At 62.6% G+C, this 23,609-nt stretch carries 27 protein-coding genes; 13 read left to right on the top strand and 14 right to left on the bottom strand.

The genetic code is table 11. From position 1 onward, the window contains the following. Window positions 1–6 precede the first annotated feature (6 nt). The 3 genes from NKH50_RS08510 to sppA all read right to left on the bottom strand — a co-directional run bounded on the left by NKH50_RS08510 (window position 7) and on the right by sppA (window position 1,709). Window positions 7–339 (bottom strand): LapA family protein, encoded by a 333-nt coding sequence (locus NKH50_RS08510; RefSeq protein WP_352649557.1) that lies wholly within the window; start codon window positions 337–339, stop codon window positions 7–9. Between the two features lie 47 nt (window positions 340–386). Then, the gene (locus tag NKH50_RS08505) at window positions 387–671 is read right to left on the bottom strand and encodes an integration host factor subunit beta (RefSeq protein WP_023675261.1); all 285 of its coding nucleotides are present in this window, start codon (window positions 669–671) and stop codon (window positions 387–389) included. 81 nt (window positions 672–752) lie between these two features. Further along, on the bottom strand, window positions 753–1,709 hold the full coding sequence (sppA, locus tag NKH50_RS08500; RefSeq protein ID WP_254816814.1) for a signal peptide peptidase SppA: 957 nt from the start codon (window positions 1,707–1,709) through the stop codon (window positions 753–755). 305 nt (window positions 1,710–2,014) lie between these two features. Here sppA and lptC point away from each other — a divergent pair, with 305 nt between their 5' ends. The 6 genes from lptC (at window position 2,015) to ptsN (ending at window position 7,265) form a co-directional block, all read left to right on the top strand. Further along, complete coding sequence (lptC, locus tag NKH50_RS08495) at window positions 2,015–2,728, top strand: LPS export ABC transporter periplasmic protein LptC (RefSeq protein ID WP_352476407.1); 714 nt, start codon at window positions 2,015–2,017, stop codon at window positions 2,726–2,728. Then, window positions 2,715–3,323 (top strand): LptA/OstA family protein, encoded by a 609-nt coding sequence (locus tag NKH50_RS08490; RefSeq protein ID WP_254816816.1) that lies wholly within the window; start codon window positions 2,715–2,717, stop codon window positions 3,321–3,323. Before lptC ends, NKH50_RS08490 begins: the two co-directional genes overlap by 14 nt. Next, window positions 3,323–4,141: an LPS export ABC transporter ATP-binding protein gene (gene lptB, locus NKH50_RS08485; RefSeq protein WP_023718959.1), complete on the top strand. Its 819-nt coding sequence runs from the start codon at window positions 3,323–3,325 to the stop codon at window positions 4,139–4,141. The genes NKH50_RS08490 and lptB overlap by 1 nt, the downstream gene beginning before the upstream one ends. 197 nt (window positions 4,142–4,338) lie before the next feature. Beyond that, on the top strand, window positions 4,339–5,865 hold the full coding sequence (rpoN, locus tag NKH50_RS08480; protein ID WP_352877904.1) for an RNA polymerase factor sigma-54: 1,527 nt from the start codon (window positions 4,339–4,341) through the stop codon (window positions 5,863–5,865). Between the two features lie 291 nt (window positions 5,866–6,156). Beyond that, complete coding sequence (hpf, locus tag NKH50_RS08475; protein ID WP_352877902.1) at window positions 6,157–6,741, top strand: ribosome hibernation-promoting factor, HPF/YfiA family; 585 nt, start codon at window positions 6,157–6,159, stop codon at window positions 6,739–6,741. A gap of 59 nt (window positions 6,742–6,800) precedes the next feature. Next, window positions 6,801–7,265: a PTS IIA-like nitrogen regulatory protein PtsN gene (ptsN, locus tag NKH50_RS08470; RefSeq protein WP_023675268.1), complete on the top strand. Its 465-nt coding sequence runs from the start codon at window positions 6,801–6,803 to the stop codon at window positions 7,263–7,265. A gap of 111 nt (window positions 7,266–7,376) precedes the next feature. On the opposite strand, the gene NKH50_RS08465 is transcribed toward ptsN, so the two are convergent. Both NKH50_RS08465 and NKH50_RS08460 read right to left on the bottom strand, forming a co-directional pair. Then, complete coding sequence (locus tag NKH50_RS08465; RefSeq protein WP_023675269.1) at window positions 7,377–7,634, bottom strand: BQ00720 family protein; 258 nt, start codon at window positions 7,632–7,634, stop codon at window positions 7,377–7,379. 63 nt (window positions 7,635–7,697) lie between these two features. Further along, window positions 7,698–8,123: an Hsp20 family protein gene (locus NKH50_RS08460; protein WP_023675270.1), complete on the bottom strand. Its 426-nt coding sequence runs from the start codon at window positions 8,121–8,123 to the stop codon at window positions 7,698–7,700. Window positions 8,124–8,267: 144 nt separating this feature from the next. Between NKH50_RS08460 and NKH50_RS08455 the strand changes: the two genes are divergently transcribed. Then, entirely contained in the window at window positions 8,268–9,209 is a 942-nt protein-coding gene (locus NKH50_RS08455) for a nucleoside hydrolase (protein WP_352687955.1), read from the top strand. Between the two features lie 124 nt (window positions 9,210–9,333). Here the strand turns inward: NKH50_RS08455 and NKH50_RS08450 are convergent, their stop codons facing one another. The 4 genes from NKH50_RS08450 to NKH50_RS08435 form a co-directional block, all read right to left on the bottom strand. Further along, window positions 9,334–9,948, bottom strand: a complete 615-nt coding sequence (locus NKH50_RS08450) for a LysE family translocator (RefSeq protein ID WP_352476410.1) — start codon at window positions 9,946–9,948, stop codon at window positions 9,334–9,336. A 103-nt stretch (window positions 9,949–10,051) separates the two neighbouring features. After that, window positions 10,052–11,512 (bottom strand): amidase, encoded by a 1,461-nt coding sequence (locus NKH50_RS08445; RefSeq protein WP_352737507.1) that lies wholly within the window; start codon window positions 11,510–11,512, stop codon window positions 10,052–10,054. 6 nt (window positions 11,513–11,518) lie between these two features. Continuing rightward, entirely contained in the window at window positions 11,519–12,427 is a 909-nt protein-coding gene (locus NKH50_RS08440) for a ribokinase (protein WP_352737506.1), read from the bottom strand. A 102-nt stretch (window positions 12,428–12,529) separates the two neighbouring features. Then, a complete protein-coding gene (locus tag NKH50_RS08435) occupies window positions 12,530–13,423 on the bottom strand; it encodes a methylated-DNA--[protein]-cysteine S-methyltransferase (RefSeq protein WP_352877898.1) in 894 nt (297 codons plus the stop codon). 114 nt (window positions 13,424–13,537) lie between these two features. Here NKH50_RS08435 and NKH50_RS08430 point away from each other — a divergent pair, with 114 nt between their 5' ends. Next, window positions 13,538–14,353 (top strand): class I SAM-dependent methyltransferase, encoded by an 816-nt coding sequence (locus NKH50_RS08430; protein WP_352877896.1) that lies wholly within the window; start codon window positions 13,538–13,540, stop codon window positions 14,351–14,353. 9 nt (window positions 14,354–14,362) lie between these two features. Here NKH50_RS08430 and NKH50_RS08425 read toward each other — a convergent pair whose 3' ends face one another. Then, a complete protein-coding gene (locus NKH50_RS08425; RefSeq protein WP_352877894.1) occupies window positions 14,363–14,857 on the bottom strand; it encodes a DUF2244 domain-containing protein in 495 nt (164 codons plus the stop codon). 22 nt (window positions 14,858–14,879) lie between these two features. Between NKH50_RS08425 and nth the strand changes: the two genes are divergently transcribed. Continuing rightward, window positions 14,880–15,707, top strand: a complete 828-nt coding sequence (gene nth / locus NKH50_RS08420; protein WP_352877891.1) for an endonuclease III — start codon at window positions 14,880–14,882, stop codon at window positions 15,705–15,707. A gap of 38 nt (window positions 15,708–15,745) precedes the next feature. Here nth and NKH50_RS08415 read toward each other — a convergent pair whose 3' ends face one another. The 4 genes from NKH50_RS08415 to NKH50_RS08400 form a co-directional block, all read right to left on the bottom strand. Beyond that, window positions 15,746–17,257 (bottom strand): tripartite tricarboxylate transporter permease, encoded by a 1,512-nt coding sequence (locus tag NKH50_RS08415; protein ID WP_352877889.1) that lies wholly within the window; start codon window positions 17,255–17,257, stop codon window positions 15,746–15,748. Between the two features lie 9 nt (window positions 17,258–17,266). Beyond that, the gene (locus NKH50_RS08410) at window positions 17,267–17,734 is read right to left on the bottom strand and encodes a tripartite tricarboxylate transporter TctB family protein (protein ID WP_352702678.1); all 468 of its coding nucleotides are present in this window, start codon (window positions 17,732–17,734) and stop codon (window positions 17,267–17,269) included. Between the two features lie 80 nt (window positions 17,735–17,814). Next, complete coding sequence (locus NKH50_RS08405) at window positions 17,815–18,792, bottom strand: tripartite tricarboxylate transporter substrate-binding protein (RefSeq protein WP_254816829.1); 978 nt, start codon at window positions 18,790–18,792, stop codon at window positions 17,815–17,817. A gap of 181 nt (window positions 18,793–18,973) precedes the next feature. Then, window positions 18,974–19,429 carry a DUF2214 family protein gene (locus NKH50_RS08400; RefSeq protein ID WP_352476417.1) on the bottom strand — a complete coding sequence of 152 codons (456 nt, stop codon included), beginning with the start codon at window positions 19,427–19,429 and terminating at the stop codon, window positions 18,974–18,976. A gap of 226 nt (window positions 19,430–19,655) precedes the next feature. Here NKH50_RS08400 and NKH50_RS08395 point away from each other — a divergent pair, with 226 nt between their 5' ends. From NKH50_RS08395 to NKH50_RS08380, 4 genes are all read left to right on the top strand, one after another. After that, the gene (locus tag NKH50_RS08395; RefSeq protein ID WP_352649568.1) at window positions 19,656–20,195 is read left to right on the top strand and encodes a GNAT family N-acetyltransferase; all 540 of its coding nucleotides are present in this window, start codon (window positions 19,656–19,658) and stop codon (window positions 20,193–20,195) included. A 205-nt stretch (window positions 20,196–20,400) separates the two neighbouring features. Then, entirely contained in the window at window positions 20,401–21,378 is a 978-nt protein-coding gene (locus tag NKH50_RS08390) for a Bug family tripartite tricarboxylate transporter substrate binding protein (RefSeq protein WP_352649569.1), read from the top strand. A 158-nt stretch (window positions 21,379–21,536) separates the two neighbouring features. Beyond that, the gene (locus tag NKH50_RS08385) at window positions 21,537–22,070 is read left to right on the top strand and encodes a tripartite tricarboxylate transporter TctB family protein (protein ID WP_254816833.1); all 534 of its coding nucleotides are present in this window, start codon (window positions 21,537–21,539) and stop codon (window positions 22,068–22,070) included. Between the two features lie 4 nt (window positions 22,071–22,074). After that, a complete protein-coding gene (locus tag NKH50_RS08380) occupies window positions 22,075–23,598 on the top strand; it encodes a tripartite tricarboxylate transporter permease (RefSeq protein ID WP_254816834.1) in 1,524 nt (507 codons plus the stop codon). Window positions 23,599–23,609 lie beyond the last annotated feature (11 nt).

The following is a 23,609-nucleotide window of genomic DNA, read 5'->3' as shown; positions in this document are numbered from 1 at the left end:
GGCGGCTCAGTTCGTCGGCTTCGGCAAGACTGGGCTCTGCGACGCGGTGGGCGCGCGGCTGACCGCCTGGCGCAGGTTCTCGGCCTCGGCGCCGCGCTGGCGCGCCAGCTTGCGGTAGCGGCCCTGCTTGATCCAGGTCGCCAGGCTGCCGACGATCATGCCGATAGCCAGCGCCAGGAACAGGAAAATGAAGAGCGGCACGGTCAGCGTCAGCGCCGGATTGCCGGGATTGAACGGATCGAGTGTGAAGGCTACCGGTTCGCGGTTCGCGACGGCCAGCGCAATCAGGATGACGGCCAGCGGCACGAAAACCACGATGAGAATGAAGCGATTGAACATGTTTTTCCGTTCGGAAGAAAAGGCAGGAGCGGTGGCGCGTGCCGCGCCTATTTGCCTCCGTTCAGCCTTTCACGCAATTCCTTGCCGGTCTTGAAGAACGGTACCCATTTCTCCTCAACCTCCACGGATTCGCCGGTGCGCGGGTTGCGGCCGGTGCGGGCAGGGCGGTTTTTCACCGAAAACGCTCCGAAGCCGCGCAACTCGACCCGGTTGCCCTCGGCAAGCGCGTCAGTGATTTCATCGAAGATAGCGCTGACAATGTTTTCGACGTCGCGCAGGAAAAGATGCGGATTACGCGTGGCGATGATCTGAACAAGTTCGGATTTGATCATGAAAAGGCTCCCCGTGAAAGCAGTGCCGCCGAAATTATCAGAATGATTTTATTTGGTTTTTCACTCGTCCCAAGCGGTTCCTCAAGGGTGCCAGACGGAAACGAGACCGTCAAGAAACAAGCGGTCCACTCCAATTTCGTGAAGGACGTCGCCGCCATGGCCGGGCAGGCCAAGCGCAGCGCCGACGGTCTGCGCCATCGCCTTGGAGAACAGGAAACCGCCGCGTTTTTCCGTATCCTTCCATTCCACTACCTTGAGCTTGGCATCGACACCCTTGCCTGCAAGCCAGTCGATCGCTTCGGCTTCACCGCCGACCGCGTCGATCAATCTGTTGGCGACCGCCTGCCGGCCGGTGAAGATCGACCCGTCTGCGAGCGCCAGCGCCTCTGGCTTGGTCATATTGCGGCGCTCGGCGACGATGCCGACGAACCAGTCGTAGCTGTCGAGGATGAGCTTGCGGACCATGGCCCGCTCATCGTCATTGGTCGGCTTGAAGGGAGAAGGCGAGGCCTTCAAGGGCGAGGATTTCACCTCCTCCAGCTTGACGCCGAGCTTGTCCATGAGGCCGCTGACGTCCGGGTACTGGATCAGCACGCCGATCGAGCCGACGATCGAGGATTTGCGTGCGACAATATGGTCGGCCGCAGTGGCGATCATGTAGCCCGCCGAAGCCGCGAGCGTGCCGACCTCGGCCACCACCGGCTTGTCGGCGGCGAGCTTGCGCACTGCCTCATAGATCGACTCGCCACCGACGGTGGTGCCGCCGGGTGAATCGATCGACAGGATCACAGCCTTGACGCGCGGCGACTGACGGATGGCCTCCAGCCGCTTGATCAGTTCTTCGTCTTCGGTGATGGTACCTTCGATCTTGACCTTGGCGATGTGGTCGACAGCCGCGCTGGTGAAGTCGTCACCATAGATCCACGCCGAAAAGGCGATCAGCCCGGCTGCGGCGACGATAATCGCCGCGATACGCCAGAATGTCAGCTTGCGGCGCAAGCGGCGGCGGTCGATCAGGTCGTCGGCTCTCAATGCCATGGTCAGCCTCGTAGTCGGTGGGAGCAGATGCTTTTAAAGCAACCATTCGCGCCCGGCTACCGTTTCCTGACGGCCTTGCGCCAAAGGCCTTAGGCATTCGCGGCAAGCCTCAACCTGTTACGTTCCACAGGCTCTAACACTGTGCGCCCATATCTGGTATGAGGTACAGGCTGCGCTGGGGCCATTTTCGTTGTACAGGGGCGGCTGTCACATTTTTGCGGTTTTCCTCGGCTTGTGCTTGCTTGAGGGCGCCGGCATCCCACCTATAGGGCGGCCTGGCGGGCAGGGGTTTAGAAGAAGCAGTCATGTTAGCGGGACCAATCGAACCGACCAACACCGAGACGGAGTTGGCTCCCAAGGCCGCAGGCCGGGCGCGGGTCGACGCGTTTGACATTGCGCAGCGTCATTCGCGCCGGGTCCGGATCCTGAAGCTGGCCGTACCGCTGGTCGCCGCCGTGATCGCGGTCGCGTTTCCGGTCTATTCCTATCTCATGGCACCCGCTGCAATCGAGGTGCAGGCCGACGGCGGCGCCTTTGCCGATGGCAAGCTGGTGATGGCCAATCCCAAGCTCAACGGCTTCACCAAGCAGAACCTGCCCTATTCGATGACAGCGCTCCGCGCCATACAGGATGTCAGCAAACAGGGCATCATCGATCTGGAAGGTATCAAGGCCAAGCTGCCGATTGCAGCCGACAACACCGCCGCCATCGGTGCTGCGCACGGCACCTACGATCGCGACGGCAACACGTTCAGCCTGACCAGCGACGTGACCGTGTCGACCACGGATGGCGTGGTGGCAAAATTTAAATCAGTCTATCTCGACATGGCCGAAGGCACTATGAAGACAAGTGAACCTGTCGATGTCAGCCGCGGCGGGTCGCGGATCAGGGCGGATTCGATGTCGGTCCAGGACAATGGCAAGGTCCTGATTTTCGAGAACAAGGTGCGCGTCGACATCGATCCCGCCAGTTTGAAGGCGGCAGAGGCAAAGAGCGGAGAGACCAATGCGGTTCAGTAGTTCGGCACGGCGCCTCGCCGCGATCTCGGCGTTAACGCTTGGGTTGCCCTTGGGGCTGACCTTCGGGACAGCGCCGTCGCTGGCGCAATCCAGTGCCACCAGCCAAATGTCCGGCCTCAGGCTGTCGGGCGACAAGCCTATCCAGATCGAAAGCGACAAGCTCGAGGTGCGCCAGGCGGAAAGCGTCGCCGTCTTCACCGGCAACGTCAACGTCGTCCAGGGTCCAACCGTGCTCAAGGCCGGCAAAATGACGGTCTATTACGTCAGGGATGCAGGCGCCGCCAAAGGCGCCCAGCCCGCGGGTGCCGCGGCAATGACCGGATCCGCCAACATCGACCATCTCGAGGTCGACGATAAGGTCTACATCAAATCGGACGATCAGGTTGCCACCGGCGACCGCGGCACCTTCGACATGAAGACCGAAGTGCTGGTGCTTTCGGGCAGCAAAGTCGTGCTCTCGCAAGGCGACAACGTGCTTGTCGGCTGCAAGCTTACCGTGCAGATGAAGAGCGGCCTTGCCCAGGTCGACGCTTGTGGCGGCCGCGTCATGATGTCGATCACGCCACCGGCGAAGTCTGGAGCAGCGAAACCCTGATGACCGGCATATCGTCGCTGCTGGCGCGTCTTCCAGGGCGCGCCGCCAGCAAACTTGCGGCACCGGCCAGGGTCACCGTCGAAGCGGCAAAGTTCAAGGGAACCTTGATCGCCAAAGGGCTGACCAAAAGCTACAAGGGCCGCAAAGTCGTCAGCGGCGTGACGCTGGGCGTGCGCGCCGGCGAGGCGGTTGGGCTGCTCGGCCCCAACGGCGCCGGCAAGACGACCTGTTTCTACATGGTGACCGGCCTAGTGCCGGTCGATGAAGGCACCATCGAAATCGACGGTTTCGACGTCACGTCGATGCCGATGTATCGCCGCGCCCGTCTCGGCATCGGCTACCTGCCGCAGGAAGCGTCGATTTTTCGCGGCCTGAATGTCGAGCAAAACATCCGGGCCGTGCTCGAAGTGGTCGAAAAGAGCCGCAAGGAGCGTGAGCGGCTGCTCGACGAATTGCTCGAGGAATTCCACATCAGCCATCTGCGCAAGGCTCCGTCGCTGTCGCTCTCCGGTGGTGAGCGGCGACGCCTCGAAATTGCCCGCGCCTTGGCAACCCGCCCTGCCTACATGCTGCTCGACGAACCGTTCGCCGGCATCGATCCGATCGCCGTCGCCGACATCCAGCAGCTCGTGCGCCACCTGACGGCACGTGGCATCGGCGTGCTGATCACCGACCACAATGTGCGCGAGACACTTGGCCTGATCGACCGCGCCTACATCATCCATGCCGGCCAGGTGCTGACCCATGGCCGGGCCGACGAGATAGTCGCAAATGCCGATGTGCGGCGGCTTTATCTCGGCGAGGGATTTACGCTCTAAATGCAAAATTCCGGTTCGAGCGGGATTTCCGGCGTAGTCCAGCAGCTTTTTCTTCAATTTTCTGCCTGAAAACGTGTCGGCAGGCGAGTTTTACCGCTCCTCGCCTTGACAAGCAAAAGCCGGGCCAGTTTCTATGCTGGCCTGGAAAATTCCTTCCAGCAGTGCGGGTGCGTAGACGGGGCGTGTGAAACCGAACCATGGCGTTGGCGGCAAAACTACAGCTACGACAGTCGCAGTCGCTGGTGATGACGCCGCAGCTGATGCAGTCGATCCGCCTGCTGCAGTTCACCCACCTAGAGCTGGAACGCTTCATCGACGACGAGATCGAACGCAATCCCCTGCTGGAACGTGCCGAACCGCAGGAGGACGCCGCCAGCGACCAGGCGCAGAAGGGCGACGCTGCACCGGAACCGGCTGCCGACGGCGACTGGTTCGAAGCGGAGACGGCGTGGAGCGCCGAGGCGATCTCGGAAAAGCTCGATACATCGCTGGAAAACCTGTTTCCTGATGATCCTGGAACGAGCGAGCGGCTCGGGCCCGACCTGACGGCGCAATGGAAATCGGCGTCCGGCAACGGTTCCACCTCTTCCTCCGACGGCTTCGACGTCGCGGACATGGCGGCGGCTGCCATCACGCTGCGCGACCATGTCGGCGAGCAGGTAGCGCTCGCCTTTGCCGATCCGGCGGCGCGCCTGATCGCCAGCGAGCTTGCCGACGGCCTCGACGAGGCCGGCTACATGCGTGCCGACATGGCCGAGATCGCGGCCCGCCTCGGCACGAACGCCACGGCGGTGGCAAGGGTCCTGGCGGTCTGCCAGACATTCGAGCCCGCCGGCATCTTCGCCCGCGACCTCGCCGAATGCCTGTTGCTGCAGCTTGCCGTGCGCGACCGGCTCGATCCGGCGATGAAGGCGCTGATCGCCAATCTCGAACTCCTGGCACGGCGCGATTTCCAGACGCTGAAGCGGATTTGCGGCGTCGACGAGGAGGATCTGCTCGACATGCTGGCCGAGATCCGGGCGCTCGACCCGCGGCCGGGAATGGCGTTTTCGCGCGGTGCCAGCGACGCAATCGTGGCCGACGTCGAGGTGCGCGCAGCCAATGACGGCAGCTGGACGGTCGAGCTCAATGCCGAGACGCTGCCGCGCGTGCTGGTCGATCACATCTATTTCGCCCAGGTCACGCCCCATGCGAAAAACCAGGCGGAAAAGGATTTCCTCGCCGAATGCCTGCAGAACGCCAACTGGCTCACGCGCAGCCTCGACCAGCGGGCGAAGACCATTCTCAAGGTGGCCTCTGAGATCGTGCGCCAGCAGGACGTTTTTCTCGTCCACGGCGTGCGGCACCTGAAGCCGCTCAACCTGCGTACGGTGGCGGACGCCATCGGCATGCACGAATCAACGGTCAGCCGGGTCACGGCAAACAAATACATGCTGACGCCGCGCGGTGTGTTCGAACTGCGCTATTTCTTCACCGCCTCGATCGCTTCGTCAGGTGGCGGCGATGCGCATTCGTCGGAAGCGGTGCGCGACCGCATAAAGCAGCTGATCGACGAGGAGAAAGCCGTCGATGTGCTTTCCGACGATGCCATCGTCGACATGCTGCGGGAAAGTGGCGTCGACATCGCCAGGCGCACGGTTGCCAAATACCGGGAAGGCATGAACATACCCTCTTCGGTGCAGCGGCGGCGCGAAAAACGCGCTTTGGCCAGCGCCGGCCGTTGAGCTCCGACGGAATTTCCACAGCTTTCGCAGTTCATTGACAAGCGGCAACGAAGTGGCTAGAAGCCCGCCCGCATGAGACGGGCTAGCGAGTGGATTTGAGTTCGCCGATGCCCGCACGAGAGATGGTCCGTCACGACGTAGGCCACGGGACGGCCAAGAAGGCGGCTTGTGATCAACCGGAAAGTTCGGATCTAAAATCGGCGCAAGTGACGCCGCAAAAGCTTGTGCGCGCGGACCACGAGTATAAACTCGGGACAGTTTGAAGCCTGAGCAAGGAAGGTCAGTTTTCAGATGACACTGCGCATATCGGGAAAACACATGGATATCGGCGATGCGTTCCGTACGCGCATCAACGACCGTGTCGGGGAAGTGATCGGGAAATATTTCGATCGGGGCTTTTCAGGGCAAATCGTAGTCGTCAAATCGGGGTCGCGCTACACGGCCGATTGCATGATCCGGCTGGACTCCGGTGCTTCGCTGCAGGCGACCGGCGATGCCCAGGATCCAACGCTTGCCTTCGATACCGCGGCAGACCGTCTGGAAACACGACTCAGGCGCTACAAACGCCGGCTGAAGTCGCACAATTCAGGCAATAGCAACGGCGAGCTCGCCGACGTCGCCTATACGGTGATGGCGCCGCTTGCCGACGACGAGGAGGACATACCGGAGAATTTCGCGCCGGCCATCGTCGCCGAATCGACCATGACGCTGCGGACCATGTCGGTGGCGTCAGCGGTGATCGAACTCGACACCAAGGACAGCCCGGTCCTGGTCTTCCGCAATGCCGGAAACGACCATCTCAATATCGTCTATCGCCGGCCGGACGGGAATATCGGCTGGATCGACCCGTCCACGGCCAAGGTCGCGCAGGGGTAAAAACCAGCTGCACGCGAGCGTGGGGACTGGCGACGGCAGGCGAACAAGGGATTTCAAGCATGGATCTGAGCGATCTCGTCAGCGTTCCGGCAATCATGCCGGCGTTGAAGGCGAACTCCAAAAAGCAGCTGCTGCAATTGCTGTCCGAACGGGCGGCGGCGATTTCCGGCATTCCGGAGCGAGAGGTGTTCGACACCATCCTGCAACGCGAGCGCCTCGGCTCGACCGGCGTCGGCAACGGCATCGCTATTCCGCACGGCAAGCTGGCTGGGGTGAAGCGGATCGCCGGCGTCTTTGCCCGGCTGGAGACACCGGTGGACTTCGAGGCCCTCGATGATCAGCCGGTCGACCTGGTGTTTCTGCTTTTGGCTCCCGAAGGTGCCGGCGCCGACCATCTCAAGGCGCTGTCGCGCATCGCGCGGGTGCTGCGCGATGCCGACACGGTTGCCAAGATCAGAGGCACGCGCGACGCCGTAGCCATCCACGCGCTGCTGTCGGACACGCAGGCCTCGCACGCCGCCTGAGGTTTTGATTAAATCCCTTGAAGGGCCGCCGTGTGCGGCCCTGTCCGTTTCCAACCAGATCGCTGCGCCATATGTGTCAGTTGATGGCGCCGTTGTCAGTGGATAACGACGTTAGTGGATAGCGACCGGGGTCAGATCGTTTTCCAGCGCGCCAGCCAGTGCCCGGTCGCGAGCGTCCGAAAGCAGGATCGGCTGGCCATTGGCGGCAAACAGGGCCCACAGTTCCAGACCCGGCGCGATTTCGCCGAGGCCCGGGAAACGGCCGCGCAGATCGTCGCTCGACACTTTCCTGAGATAGGCTACCGAACCTTCGCCGAGATGGGCGAACTCGCCGCTGGTCATGATGATATTTTCGTTAGTTCTGGTCATTTCAAGCCTCCTTGCCGCGAGACGCCGCTCAAGGCCATCCCGCATGAGAGCTATCGGCAAAAATCAGTCTTTCACCGATATGTTTATTTTTCGTACCAGCCGTTCGGACTCCGGCCGATCGAGATCGATCGATAGAAGGCCGTTCTTCAATTCCGCCGCAATCACCCGCATGCCGTCGGCCAGCACGAAACAGCGCTGGAACTGGCGCGCGGCGATGCCGCGGTGGAGAAATTCGCGCTCGGTGTCGTCGTTCTGACGGCCGCGCACGACCAACTGGTTCTCCTCCGTTGTGACATCGAGATCGCTTTCCGCGAAACCGGCGACGGCGAGCGTGATACGCAGCCTTTCGGTTTTGCCGTCGGCACCGCTGAGGCGCTCGATGTTGTAGGGAGGATAGCTGTCACCGGACTTTGCCAAGCGCTCCAGCGTCTTTTCCATGGAATCGAAACCGAGGAGAAGCGGGCTGGAAAAAGGCGTCATTCGGCTCATGTTACAGTGTCCTCTCAAGAGCGACATAAAGTGGAAAAACCCGGATGGCATTTTTCCCGATGGTCTTGATATGGTCCGCCGCCCGGCAGACTTCAAGCCGTCACACGTCCCGCCCAAAAAGACTTGCCAAAACAAGGAATTGAAATGCCCCAATCCCGCAGGATCATCATCGACACTGACCCCGGCCAGGACGATGCCGTCGCCATATTGCTGGCGCTGGGCAGCGCCGAGCTGGAGATCGTCGGCATCACCGCGGTGGCCGGCAACGTGCCGCTGAAACTTACCGAAAAAAACGCCCGCAAGATCTGCGAACTGGCCGGCCGGACGGACGTCAAGGTCTATGCAGGCGCCATCCGGCCACTGGCGCGCGAACTCGTCACCGCCGAGGAAGTGCATGGCAAGACCGGCCTCAACGGACCGCAACTGCCCGAACCAAAGATGAAGCTGCAGGACGAGTATGCGGTCGATTTCATCGTCGAGACGCTGATGAGGGAGGAGAGCGGCACGATCACGCTGTGCGCGCTCGGGCCGCTCACCAATGTTGCGCTGGCGCTGATCCGCGAGCCCAAGATCGCACCGCGCATCAAGGAGATCGTGCTGATGGGCGGCGGCTTCTTCGAGGGCGGCAATGTCACGCCGACCGCCGAATTCAACATCTATGTCGACCCGCACGCCGCCGATGTCGTGTTCAAATCCGGCATTCCGATCGTCATGATGCCGCTGGACGTCACCCACAAGGCGCTGACCACCGCCAAGCGCACGAAGGCCTTCCGCAAGCTCGGCACCCGGGTCGGCACGGCCACCGCGGACATGCTGGAATTCTTCGAACGTTTCGACGAGGAAAAATACGGCACCGACGGCGGCCCGCTACACGATCCTTGCGTCATCGCCTACCTGTTGAAGCCGAAGTTGTTCAAGGGCCGCAACTGCAATGTCACTGTGGAAACCGCATCAGAACTTACCATGGGCATGACCGTGATCGACTGGTGGGGCGTGACCAAGCGGCCGAAGAACGCCATGGTGATGCGTGACATCGACCACGATGCGTTTTTCGAGCTGTTGCTGGAAAGGCTGGGGCGGCTTTAGGGCCGTCTTTCATTCCCCCTTGATGGGTTGGGCGGAGTGCCGTCATTGCCAGGCTGGAACACCCCTCATCCAACCGAGCTTCGCTCGGCCACCTTCTCCACAAGGGGAGAAGGGAAAGGTGCCGTTACTTCGCCTTTGAAAATGCCAGCCACAGGCCGCCGCCGACCAGGAAGCTGCCGCTGATCCGCGACAGCAGCTTGACGCGGCCGGCCGACAGCAGGCGCCCGGCGCGGCCGGCGGCCAGCGCGTAGGTCGAATCCGACACTGCGGCGAAGATCATGGCGGTGAGACCCATGACGCCGATCTGTAACGCGTAATTGCCTTCAGGCGCGATGAACTGCGGAAAGAAGGCGCCAAAGAACACCAGCGTCTTTGGATTGCTGATTGCTACCAGCAGGCCTTGCAGGAAAAAGCCACCGCGCGGTTTTTTTGCCGATCCATCGGCGTTCAGCTTGCCTTTCGAGCGGAACATCTGCACGCCCATCCAGATCAGGTAGGCAGCGCCAATCAGCCTGACCCACTCGAACCAATGTCCCATGCCGGCGATCAGCGAAGTCAATCCGATGCCGACAATGGCAATCATGATGGCCAGCCCGGCCTGGGTGCCGGCGACATTGGCGAGCCCGGCGCGCGAGCCGTGGCGTATGCTGTTGGCAATGATCAGCGTCACCGTCGGGCCCGGCACCAGGACGATGACGATGCAGGCGACGACATAGGTGGCGTAGAGTTCCAGCGACATTTTTCCCTCCGCAGAATGCCGCTCGTGCGGCGTGCTGTCGCGATCAATGCATGGCGATGAGCTGCGTGCAAGTCGGCGAAGCGCCGACAATGCGGAGCTGATTTCAGCAGGCGCCGGCCTGCCATGGCAGCGTTGCCTCATAGGCGGCAGCCGCCCTCAGCACGGAGGGGTCACCGCGCGGCCCCCCGATCAATTGCATGCCCATTGGCCTGCCCCTGGAGTCGAAGCCCGCCGGCACATTGATCGCCGGGCAGCCGCCCAGCGTGGCGAGCGCTGAGACCTGCATCCAGCGGTGATAGCTGTCCATGGCACGCCCGGCCACTTCCCTTGGCCAGAGGGTGGCGACGTCGAAGGGAAAGACCTGTGCGGCTGGCAGCGCAATCAGGTCGAAACGCTCGAAGAGCGACAGCAGCATTCGATGCCAGGACGAGCGCCTCACAGTTGCCGCATGGATTTGCGGCGCGGTGAGGCGAAGCGCATGTTCCACCTCCCACACGGCCTCCGGCTTCAGCAGACTGCGTTTCAAGGGATCATCGTAGTGCACCTTGAGCGCACAACCGCTGCTCGCCTGCCGAAGCGTTACAAAGGCCTGCCACAGCGCTTCGAAGTCGAATTCCGGCATCAGCGGCTCGGCCTCGAAGGACACATCCGCGAACCGGCCGAGTGCTGCCTCGCAAAGCTGTAGAATGCCTGCTTCAACCGGCAGATGACCGTCGAGATCGCCGAGCCAGGCGATACGCCCGCCGGCCGCCGGCGTTTCCACCCCTTGGAGAAACGAGCCTGGCTTATCATGCGACAGCGGCGCGCGAGGATGATAGCCGGCCTGCACGTCGAGCAGCAGCGCCATGTCGCGCACGTTACGCCCCATCGGCCCTTCGACGCCCATTTGCGCATGAAACACATCAAGGTCAGGGCCAGCCGGCACCAATCCCTGCGACGGGCGGAACCCATAGACATTGTTGTAGGCAGCGGGATTGCGCAACGAGCCGCCAAAATCGCTGCCATCGGCAACGGGAACCATGTCGAGCGCCAGCGCGACCGCCGCGCCGCCGCTCGAGCCGCCGGCGGTCAGCGTCGGGTCGAATGCGTTGAGCGTCTGGCCGAACACGGTGTTGTAGGTGTTGGAGCCGAGCCCGAATTCGGGAACGTTGGTCTTGCCTATGATGATGGCGCCGGCCTTGCGGACGCGCTCGACGAAGAAGTCGTCTTCCTCAGGCACGAAATCGGCGAAGATCGGCGAGCCGAAGGTGGTTCTCAGGCCTTTTGTCAGCGCAAGATCCTTAATCGCGATCGGCAGGCCGAACAGCGATCCGGTATCTCCTCCTCGCGCCAGATGGGCGTCAGCGCTGTCTGCCACGCGCAGGATGTCGGCATGTTCGCGCAATGAAACGATAGCGTTGACCAGCGGGTTCACCGCCTCGATCCTGTCGAGGAATGCCGCGACCACTTCGCGTACCGAAAGTTGCCGGCGCCTGATCCTGTTGGCCAGTTCCACGGCGGACAGGCGGCAGATGTCGCCGGCGGGCGGCACCGCATGCTTCGTTGTCGGGCGCGCGGCTGTCATCCCGCTTTAGCCTGCGGATTTCTGCAAGGCGGCATCGACGTCCCTGGCCAGCGGGATGGCCGGCTGTGCACCGGCTTTCAGGCAGGCCAGCGAACCGGCTGCGGCAGCGCGGGCAAGCGCCTGGTCGAGCGGCAGGCCGGCTGCCAGCCCGGCTGCAAAATAGCCGCAGAACGTGTCGCCGGCGCCGACCGTGTCGAGCGGGGTGATCTTCAGCGCCGGAACCATCAGAAGATCGTCCGGCGTTGCTGCCAGAACGCCGTCCGGGCCAAGCGTGACGACGATGGTGCGGCCGGTTCTCGAGGCATAGTCGCGCATCCGCGCCGGGCGGTCGCGGCCACTCAACGACAGCGCCTCGCCATAGAGGTCGAACTCGGTTTCGTTGGCGACGAGATAGTCGGCCTTGCCGAGGAAGCCGGCGGCGTCGCTATGGAAAGGGGCGGTGTTGAGCACGGTGACCGCGCCGGCCGTCCTTGCCGCGCCAAGCGCCGTCTCGACCGTTTGCAGCGGGACTTCCAACTGCAACAGCACGACATCGCCGTTTTTCAGGAAAGCCTTGGAAAGGTCACCCGGCACGACCGAATCGTTGGCGCCCGGCACAACGGCGATCACGTTCTCGCCGTCGGCGCCGACCATGATCAACGCGGTACCGGTCGAGGCAAAGGTCTCGCCGACGCCGGACAGGTCGATCTTGCCCTCGCGCAGCAGCGCCAGAGCCTCGCCGGCGAAGCTGTCCTTGCCGACTGCGCCGACCATGCGCACCTTGGCCCCGGCGCGGGAGGCGGCCAGCGCCTGGTTGGCGCCCTTGCCGCCGGGGGCAGTAGCGAAACCGGAGCCGCGCACCGTCTCGCCGGGACCGGGCAAGCGGTCGACACTGGCGATGAGGTCGAGATTGATGGAGCCGATGACGACGATCAAGAAGTGCCTCCCGCTAACGCATGCGGGAAGCTACTCCGTAAGATCGCTGCTTGTCACCCTAGCGGTCCTGACATCGCTCCTATCGTTCCATTCTTTGGCTATTTACGAAGAGACCTGTCCCGCCTCCCAGCCGAGGATGGCGCGTTTGCGGGTCAGGCCCCAATGGTAGCCGGTGAGCGCACCGGACTTGCCGAGAGCCCGGTGGCACGGCACGACAAAGGACATCGGATTGGCACCGACCGCGGCACCGACAGCCCGGCTGGCGCTCGGTGCGCCGATGCGCGCGGCGATCGAGGAATAGGTGCAGGCCTGGCCCATCGGAATACACAGCAAGGCTTCCCAGACGCGGACCTGGAAGTCGGTGCCGATCATGACGACGCGGAGCGGCTGGTCGGCGCGCCACAGCGTCGGATCGAAAATACGCGCGGCATAGGGCGCCGTTGCAGCCATGTCCTCGACATAGCTAGCGTTCGGCCAGCGGCTGGACATGTCGGCAAAGGCCGCACGCTCGCCGCCGGGGTCGTTGAAGGCGAGGCCGGCAAGGCCGCGGTCCGTCACCATGATCAGGGCGATGCCGAAAGGCGAGATATGATAGCCGTAGCGGATGGTGAGCCCTGCGCCGCGGGTCTTGTAATCGCCCGGCGACATCGCTTCGTGGGTGACGAACAGATCGTGCAGCCGGCCTGGGCCGGACATGCCGAGCTCGAACGAGGTTTCAAGCAGCGGCATGCCGGCATCGAGCAGCTTGCGCGCATGATCGAGGGTAACGGCCTGCAGAAAAGCCTTGGGCGATAGGCCGGCCCAGCGGGTGAACAGCTTCTGCAGCCCGGTCGGCGTCTCGCCGACCTCCTCGGCCAGCACTTCCAGCGAAGGCTGGTCGCGATAGTCGAGGCTGATCTTTTCGATGGCACGACGGACGATTTCGTAGTCACCGCCTTCAGGCGTGATGTCTTTCTGAAGGATTGCTGTCGTTTTGAGAGGCATTTGGGCGTTCATGGCAGTATCTCCTTGAGTGCGAATATCGTCCTTCGCGGCGCCGATCACCACCCGAAACTTGCTTTCCCGCAGCATGTACCCAGATAGAGCTGGCTTTGAATGGGGAGGACGGTCGTGGCTGGTGAAAAAGTAAACCTGACCGGGGCAAAGGAGACTTTGCTTTTGACACTGTACGGCAAGGCGCTGGAGAGCCGGCTGCCCAATTCGCTGCTCCGGGACTACTTTGCCGACGAGGCGGTGCGCAACATCGATTATGATTTCTCGCGGCTCAAGGTCGACAACAATCTCGGCATCGGTCTAGCAATCAGGGCAAAGACGCTGGACGTCTGCGTTCAGGACTTTCTCGCCCGAAATCCTGACGCCATCGTGCTGCATCTGGGGTGTGGGCTCGACACGCGCATATTCCGTATCGACCCGCCAGCCGGCGTGGACTGGTTCGATGTCGACTATCCCGAAGTCATCGACCTCAGGCGCAGGCTCTATCCCGTGCGGGATCGCTACCACCTGATCGCTTCGTCGCTCACCGAACCTGGATGGCTGAACGAAGTACCTCGGGATCGCCCGGCCATAGTCGTGGCGGAAGGCCTGACTCCCTACCTGGCCGCCGAGGAGGGGCAGCAACTGTTTTCTCGTTTGGTGGGACATCTTTCGAGCGGCGAACTGGTTTTCGATGCCTATAGTCGCCTGGGCCTGAAGATCATTCGCCTCAATTCCTCCTTCCGCGCCACCGGCGCCGAGGTCCATTGGAGCATTGAGAACCCGCATGAATTGGAGCGAGCCGTTCCGAAGCTGCGGTTCATCGAGGACATCCCTGCCTATAAGCCGGAACATGCCGCTCGCATGCGCTGGCTCGCGAAACTGTTTGTTCGCCTTTGGAAATGCATTCCAGCATTGCGCAAGATCGGCAGGCTGTTGCGCTATCGGTTCTGAAACGCTGGCTCAGCGCGCCTTGGCGGTCGCCAGAGCGCGCGAAAATGCGGTGGCAAAACTCTCGCGGTCGTCGGGGTTGAGAAAGGCGCCGATCGAGACGGTTTTTCCTTGCGCCTCGACCGCCATTCTGGTGATGCCGATCTCGGCGTGGCGGGCGATCGAAAAGCTTGCCCAGAACGGATTGAAGCGGTGTGATTCCGATTTGCCCGACGGGGCAGTCTTGCGGATATCGAGGCTGGTGCGCGACACCGACACCTCCTCGCGAGCCCGGGCGGCGCGATAATTGGCACGGAAGGCGATATAGACGGCGATCACGTCGAGGCCGAAGAAGCCGAACACCGGCCAGGCGCCGCGCGACAGAAAAAAAGCTCCGGTCACCAGCCACCCGAACAGCAGTGCGCCCATCAGGATGGCAAAGCCGGTCTTGCCCAGCGACCGGTGCGGTGTCAGCAGCGCCTGGAAGAATGGCTCGTCGGCCTGAAATGAGGCGTTTGTGTCGCTCATTGGGGAATATTATAGGAAGGCAATGACAAGCCCCAAGCCCAAAAACTCTTCCGCGCTCAAAAAAGACCTGCTGCCCGGCCGCGATGGCTCGAACGCCAAGCCGCGTCCGCGGCCGGCGAGATCGCGGGCGCTTTACAGCCCGGCGGAGGTGCATGAGATTTTTCGCCGTTTTTCCGTTCAGCGGCCGGAACCGAGAGGCGAACTCGAACATATCAACCCCTTCACGCTGCTGGTGGCAGTGGTGCTTTCGGCGCAGGCGACGGACGCCGGCGTCAACAAGGCGACGCGGGCGCTGTTCAAAATTGCCGACACGCCGCAAAAGATGCTGGCGCTGGGCGAGGCCAAGCTCGGCGACCATATCCGCACCATCGGGCTATGGCGCAACAAGGCCAAGAACGTCATCGCGCTGTCCGCGGCGCTGATCCGTGACCATGGCGGCGAGGTGCCTGAGGATCGCGATCAACTGGTCGAGCTACCGGGTGTCGGCCGCAAGACCGCCAATGTCGTGCTCAACGTCGCCTTCGGCCAGCACACGATGGCAGTCGACACGCACATCTTCCGCATCGGTAACAGGCTCGGCCTGGCGCCGGGCAAGACGCCGGAACAGGTAGAGCAAGGTTTCCTGAAGATCATTCCGGATGAATATATCCGGCATGCGCATCATTGGCTGATCCTGCACGGGCGCTATGTCTGCAAGGCACGCAAGCCGGATTGCCCGGCCTGCGTCATCGCCGATATCTGCAAGGCCAAGGAAAAGACGACCAGCGTGCCTGCACCACTGGTCGAGATCGGGCCGCTCGGGCCAGTGGAAGCAGCTCAGGACCGAGCAGCGGCAACCACTGCCCGCTAGCTGAATCTAAAGTTCCTGTTATGCGGCGACATCCATGTTCAGGAACTCTCCTCGACGAACACCTCTTCGCGCTTCTTCTTGACCGCGGGGAGAAAGACGATGACGAGCACGGCGAGCGCGATGAGGAGCAGGCTGGCGCTGATCGGCCGCGTCACGAAGGTGCTTGGGTCGCCGCGCGAGAGGATCATGGCGCGGCGCAGGTTTTCCTCAAGCAGCGGGCCGAGCACGAAGCCGAGCAGCAGCGGCGCAGGTTCGCAGCGCAGCTTGGTCAGGAGGTAGCCAAGCAAGCCGAAGAAGGCGACGGCATAGAGGTCGTAGACATTGGTGTTGACGCTGTAAACGCCGATCGAGCAGAACGCCATGATGATCGGGAAGAGCACGTAGTAGGGGATGGTAAGGAGTTTCACCCAGAGCCCGATCAGCGGCAGGTTCAAGACAATCAACATCAGATTGCCGATCCACATCGAGGTGATGATCCCCCAAAACAGCGCGGGCTGTTCGATGGCGACATTGGGGCCGGGCACGATGCCCTGGATGATCATCGCGCCGATCATCAGCGCCATTACCGGGTTGGCCGGAATACCGAGCGTCAGCATTGGGATGAAGGAGGTTTGGGCGCCGGCATTGTTGGCCGATTCCGGTCCGGCGACGCCTTCGATGGCGCCCTTGCCGAATTCCCCCGGGTTTTTCGAGACGCGCTTTTCGATGGTGTAGGACGCAAAGGCGGCAAGGATCGCGCCGCCTCCGGGCAGGATACCGAGCGCCGAACCGATGATCGTTCCGCGCACGATGGGAGCCGCCATGCGCCGAAAATCTTCTTTACTCGGCATAAGGCCGGAGATACTTCGGATCAGCACGGAACGCTCATGCTCGTTTTCGAGGTTGCGCAATATCTCGGCGACGCCGAAGACGCCGACCGCCACCGCGACGAAATTCAGCCCGTCGGCATATTCGCGGATGCCGAGCGTGAAGCGGGGCGTACCGGTGTAAATATCGGTGCCGACAAGTCCCAGCAGCAGGCCGAGCACGACCATGGCCAGCGCCTTGACGATCGAGCCGTGGGCGAGCGCGACGGACGAGACCAGGCCGACGATCATCAGCGAAAAATACTCGGCAGCGCCGAATCTCAGCGCTATCGCCGTCAGCGGTGGGGCGAAGATGGCAACGAGGAAGGTCGACACCGTGCCGGCAACGAACGAGCCTATTGCCGCGGTCGCCAGAGCTGCTCCGGCGCGGCCGTTCCTGGCCATCTGATAGCCGTCGATTGCGGTGACGGCCGACGAGGATTCGCCGGGCATGTTGATGAGAATGGCGGTGGTCGAGCCGCCATACTGCGCGCCGTAATAGATACCGGCGAGCATGATGAGAGAGGAAACCGGGTCGCCGATCTGGAAGGTGATCGGCAACAGCATGGCGATGGTTGCGGTGGCACCGATGCCGGGCAGGACGCCAATCAGCGTGCCGAGAAGGACGCCGATCAGGCAGAAACCGAGATTTGCCAAAGATGTGGCTGTCGAAAAGCCGAGTGCGAGATTGTTGAGGAGTTCCATTTCATCTCCTCACAACGACAGTGGCAACCACGGGCCGAAACGCCGGAACGGCAGGCCGAGTGCGTAGCTGAAGACGATGAATGCGAACAGCGTCAGGCCGGCCGACAGCACGAGTGCGGTCAGCGGCCTCATGCGGCCGCTACCGAACGATGCGATCAGCGCCGTCAGGAAGATCGACGGGATGAAGCCGAGGCCGCGCACCGTCAGGCCGAAGAAGATCGGAGCAGGCAGGATAAACAGCATGCCGCGCCACGCAATGTAACCGATCGGCTCGCTCTCGAAACGCACCGCTTGGACAAGGATGGCGGCGCCAAGCAGGATCAGCACGATCGCCAGCACGAGCGGGAAATAGCCCGGCCCCATGCGAAAGGCGGTGCCGATTTCGAGGCCCAGCGACTGCAGCGCGAAAAAGGCGCCAATAAAGACCAACAGCGCGGCGCATATGCCGTTGGTCCTGTCGATTGCGAAAGGTTTCATTGCGTCCTCCCGGCTCGCCTCATGGGCGTGCCGATGCCGGTGTAAAAAAACGGGGCGCTGATGGCGCCCCGTTAGAACCTTTAGTCGGCGTACTGGCCGGCCGCTTCGATGATCGGCTTCCAGCGCGCGATCTCACTTTCCAGCTTGGCTTTGAGCGCGGCCGGCGTGGCATCGGCCTCCGGCGACGGCTTGGTGCCGAGTTCGGCAAATCGGGCGACGACATTCTGGTCCTTCAGCGCCACCTGCAGCGATTTCGAAAGGCGTTCGGTGATCTCGGCCGGTGTGCCCTTGGGGGCATAGATTCCGTGCCAGATGCCGACCTGCACCTGGGGAAGGCCGGCTTCTATCGTCGTCGGCACGTCCGGCAGCACATCGAGGCGTTGTGGCGAGGTTACGGCATAGGCCTTGATAGTGCCGCCCTGGATCTGCTTGGTGGTATTGGTCGTCTGGTCGCACATGATATCGACCTGGCCGCCGAGAAGATCGGTCATGGCCGGGCCGGTGCCCTTGTAGGGTACGGTGACCAGCGGCGTGCCGATGGCGCTCATGAACAGCATGCCGCACAGATGCGAGGCGGCACCGATCCCGGCGTTGGCAACGGTGATGCTGTCCTTGTTGGCCTTGGCATAGTCGACCAGCCCCTTCAGATCGGTCGGCTCGAGGTCCTTGCGGCCGACGATGGTCATCGGCACCTCGGTGACGAGGCCGACATATTCGAAGCCGTTCAGCGTGTCGTAGGCGAGCTTTCTATAGAGCGTAGCACTTGTCGCCATGCCTATGTGATGAAGGAGCAGCGTGTAGCCGTCAGGCTCGGCATTTGCGACGCGGCCGGCGCCGAGCGTGCCGCCGGCGCCGCCGACATTCTCGACGATGACCTGCTGGCCGAGGTCTTTCGACATAGCTTCCGCGACAAGACGCGCGACGGTGTCGGTCGGGCCACCGGCCGAAAACGGCACGACAATGGTGATGGTGCGTTCCGGGTAGGTCTGCGCGCCAGCGGCCGACGGATAAAGCATGGCGGCCGCAGCGACAGCCAGCGCGGCGATGAGTTTTCGCATCGTGTTTCCTCCCAGGATATGATTGCCAACCGCTGCGCGGGTTCCTCCAAAACGACTGTAGATGGAGCAATAACTAGCGCAACCCGACAAATGACAATCGCGCTCAAACGGCAAACCGCACGTTTCTCTGCGCAAATAAGCGGGAAGGTTGGGCCGTGCGATACCCTTCCTCCAACCTATTCTAGTAGCCGTAGCCGCGCGCCATCGCCGCCGCGAACACCGGGATCAATAGGAAGATCGATGCTTCGGTGCGGACATAGGTGCGAACGGACGCTAGCTCCACCGCAGGAACCTGGAAGCCGGGACTGACGCTCGCCTGCCTGTTCCAGGACAGGAAACGGATGGTCGGGATAATCGACAACAGGCCGACAATGGCGAAAGCGGCCATCTTTGCCCAGAACACCCAATTGTAGACGTAGAATTCCCAGCCCTTCAGACCATAGACGACGCGGCCGATGCCAACGACGATGATCAGCATGGCAATAATGCCGTAGTGGCGGTCGATCCCGACGAGCCGCTTCAGCGTCGCGGCGGACAAGTCGCTGCGGATCAGGACGAATTCGGCGCCGATGATGCCTGCCAACGAAAACACCAGCAGATGATGGAAGATGGCAAGCACAAGGTCGGTGGTGTCCATGCTGGATTCCCTCTGTCGGACGGCAGCGCCGAAACCCAACGCGCCTGAACCAATACCGGAGAAAAACTAACACCGCCTGGCAGGATTCACATCAGCCTGGAAGATGATCTACACAGCCTTGGCTCTTGTTTTTCACAACGGATTTGGATTTCCCGTCTCGTGCGTGTCGCTGTCCCCCTTTTGGAAGACCTGCATTAGGCACCGGCAACACAAACGAGACATGACCATGGCCAGTCCGCATACAATTGTCGCCCCAGTGCTTGAGACCTCGCGCACGGTCCTGCGGCCGCACCGGCTTGACGATTTCGACGCCTATGTCGCTATGTGGGCCGATCCCGTCGTCACCCGCTTTATCGGCGGGAAGCCGCGCACGCGGGAGGAAAGCTGGATGCGCTTCCTACGACACGCCGGCCTGTGGTCGCTTCTGGGCTACGGTTTTTGGGCGATCGAGGAAAAGGAGACCGGCCGCTTCATCGGCGAGGCCGGCTTTCACGATCTGAAACGCGACATGACGCCGTCGATCGAGGGCATTCCGGAGACCGGCTGGGCTCTGGTTTCGGGCGCGCATGGCCACGGGCTGGCCAGCGAAGTCGTCGCACGGGTGCTTGCCTGGGGCGACGAGACGTTCGGCGCCGCGAAGACCGTCTGCATCATCGATCCGGAAAACACCGGATCGCTGAACGTCGCGGCAAAATGTGGTTATGGCGAAGTGCTGCGAACCGTCTACCAAGGCAAGCCGACCATCCTGCTGGAGCGGCAGCCCTGACGGGCGCCGTCTGGCCTCTGCCTGCCACGTCGTCCGGCGTCGAGTTCGCCTGCCTGAAGATCGCACAGTCCGATTGTGCCGCATGCGGCGTGTTCTGTCTTTGACAGGAGGACGCAAACTCTGCATGAATTTTATCGAGCGGGTCTGAAGTCAGGCCACGTTTCTGGCAGGCACCGGAGGAGGTGTCGCGATTTGGAGGAATCCCATGCTGAACAGACGCCGATTCTTGATGAGCACCGCGGCAGCAGGTGCTGCCGGACTCGCGGCATCGCATTTTGTCCCCGCCTTCGCGCAGGACGCGCCGCAGCTGCAGATTTTCGTGCCGGCGGCGCCGGGCGGCGGCTGGGACCAGACGGCGCGCGCCATGGACCAGGTGCTGCGCAGCGAAAAACTGATTTCCGGCTCGCAGATCACCAATGTCGGCGGCGCCGGCGGTACTGTCGGCCTGCCGCAATTCGTCAACCAGTGGAAGGGCAAGGGCGATGCGCTGATGGTGGCCGGCATGGTCATGGTCGGCGCCATCATCGCCAACAAGGCGGCCAACAACCTTACCGAGGTCACGCCGATCGCCCGCCTCACCGGCGAGTTCGAGGCGCTTGTGGTGCCGGCCGCCTCGCCGTTCAAGACGGCCGCGGACTTTGTCGCTGCTCTCAAGGCTGACCCGACGCAGGTTCCGGTTGCCGGCGGTTCGGCCGGCGGCTCGGACCATATATTGTTCGGCCTCATCGCCAAGACCGTTGGTGTTCCGGCCACCAATCTTTCCTATGTGCCGTTCGCCGGCGGCGGCGAGGCGCTTTCGGCGCTGCTCGGCAACCAGGTCGCGGCCGGCATCTCCGGCTACGGCGAGTTCGCCGAACAGGTCAAGGCGGGTGCGCTGCGGCTGCTGGCCATCTCCGCGGACAAACGCCAGGAGGGGATCGATGCGCCGACGATGAAGGAAGCCGGCATCGATGTCGAGCTGTTCAACTGGCGTGGCGTCTTCGCACCGCCCGGCGTCTCGGACGCCGACAAAGCAGCAATGATCAAGCTGATCGAGACCATGGCCAAGAGCGACGCCTGGGCCACCGAATGCAAGAACCGCAACTGGACGCAGATCCTGCTCACCGGTGACGATTATGCGAAATTCGTCGCAGAAGACACGGCCCGCATCGGGACGATCCTCAAGGACCTCGGTCTAGCGTGATGCTCTCGGCAAGGGGTGGCAGCCTACGCCAACCCTTGCCGACTTTCGCCAGCCGCATGGACATACGCGGCGCCGGAGGTGAAACTGCGCCGAGATCGGCCGGGTGAGACCGGTCCAAGGAGAACCGGCCCCAAGGGACCGACATTGGGAGGACGATGATGAGCACCAGCGACCAGCCGGCGCCGCCGCGCCTTGCAGTGCCCGAACTGCTGATCGGCGTCGGGCTCCTCGCCTGTGCGGGTGCGGTTGCCTGGCAGACGCTGGCAATCCCGGTGTCGCCGCTCTATTCCAAGGTCGGTCCGACCGTCTTTCCCTACATCACCATGACCGGCATGGTGATCCTGTCGCTGCTGCTCATCATTGCCGCCTTGCGGGGCGGCTGGCAGCCGGAGGACGAAAAGGCGACGCCGACCGACTGGAAGGCGATGGGCATCGTCGCCCTCGGACTGATCGCCAACCTCGTGCTGATCCAGCCGCTCGGCTTTACCGCGGCATCTGTCATCATGTTCGTTCTCATCTGCCACGGTTTCGGCAGCCGGCGTCCGGTGCGTGACGTGCTGCTCGGGCTGATCCTGGCGCTGGCCGCCTATTTCGGCTTTGCCAGGGCGCTCGGCGTCAATATCGGCGCCGGCTTCATCGAAAACCAGCTGAACGCGATCGTCGATTCGCTCGTCACCATGCTGAGGGGCTGACGCCATGGAAACGCTCGGCCATCTCGCGCACGGATTTTCGGTCGCCTTCTCGCCGATCAATCTCATATGGTGCCTGGTCGGCACCACGCTTGGGACTGCGATCGGCGTGCTGCCCGGCCTCGGACCGGCACTGACCATAGCGCTGCTGTTGCCGATCACCTATCAGGTGGCGCCGGAGGCATCCTTCATCCTGTTTGCCGGTATCTATTACGGCGCCATGTATGGCGGCTCGACGACATCGATCCTGCTCAACACGCCTGGCGAAAGCGCCACCATCGTCACCGCGCTCGAGGGCAACAGGATGGCCCGCTCCGGCCGTGGCGGTGCGGCCCTGGCGACCTCGGCGATTGGTTCCTTCGTCGCCGGCACGCTGGGCACGATCGGCGTTGCCTTTCTGGCGCCGATCGTCGTCAAATTTGCGCTGGCCTTCGGCCCGGCCGAATATTTCTCGCTGATGGTGCTGGCCTTCATCACGGTTTCGGCGGTGCTCGGCTCGTCGTCGGTACGCGGCCTGACCAGCCTGTTCGCCGGCTTCGTCGTCGGCATGATAGGCGTCGACCTGCAGACGGGGCAGCCGCGCTTCACCTTCGGCATGAGCGAATTGCTGGATGGCGTCGACGTCATCGTCGTCGCCGTTGGCCTGTTCGCCGTTGGCGAGACGCTTTACATGGCCTCGCGCCGCTATGCCGGCAAGGACGACATCGTGCCGTTGAAAGGGTCGCTCTACATGACCGCGGCCGAATGGTCGCGCTCGTGGAGGCCATGGCTGCGCGGCTCCCTGATCGGCTTCCCGATCGGCGCCATGCCGGCCGGCGGTGCCGAAATCCCGACCTTCCTCTCCTATGCCATCGAGAAGAAACTCTCCAGACACAAGGACGAGTTCGGCACCGTCGGTGCCATCGAGGGCGTTGCCGGACCGGAAGCAGCCAACAATGCATCCGCGGCCGGCGTGCTGGTGCCGATGCTGACGCTCGGCCTGCCGACCTCGGCGACGGCCGCAATCATGCTGTCGGCATTCCAGAGCTACGGTATCAATCCGGGGCCGCTGCTGCTGACGACGCAGGCCGACCTGGTGTGGGGGCTGATCGCCAGCCTGTTCATCGCCAACGTCATCCTCGTCGTCCTTAACCTGCCGCTAATCGGGCTTTGGGTGCGATTGCTGAAGATCCCGGCGCCGCAGCTGTATGCCGGCATCCTGGTGTTCGCAACAGTCGGCACCTACGGCATCTCGCAATCGCCGATCGACCTCGTCATCCTCTATCTGCTCGGTGCCGCCGGTTTCCTGATGCGGCGTTTCGATTTTCCGACCGCGCCGGTTATCATCGGCATGATTCTCGGGCCGCTTGCCGAAACGCAGTTCCGCCGCGCGATGACCATCTCGAACGGCGATTGGACGGTGTTCTACAAGCATCCGCTGTCGCTGACGTTGCTGACGCTGGCCTTCATCGGGCTGGTTGGACCGCATATCTGGGCCTACATCGAGCACAGACGCATGCGGGGACCGGAGCACGTGCCGGGCGATGCCTGAGCTGTTCGTGA

This window comes from Mesorhizobium sp. M1027 (assembly GCF_040318745.1).
In the GTDB taxonomy this organism is placed as follows: Bacteria; Pseudomonadota; Alphaproteobacteria; order Rhizobiales; family Rhizobiaceae; genus Mesorhizobium.
This window is presented reverse-complemented; position numbering and strand designations above follow the sequence as displayed.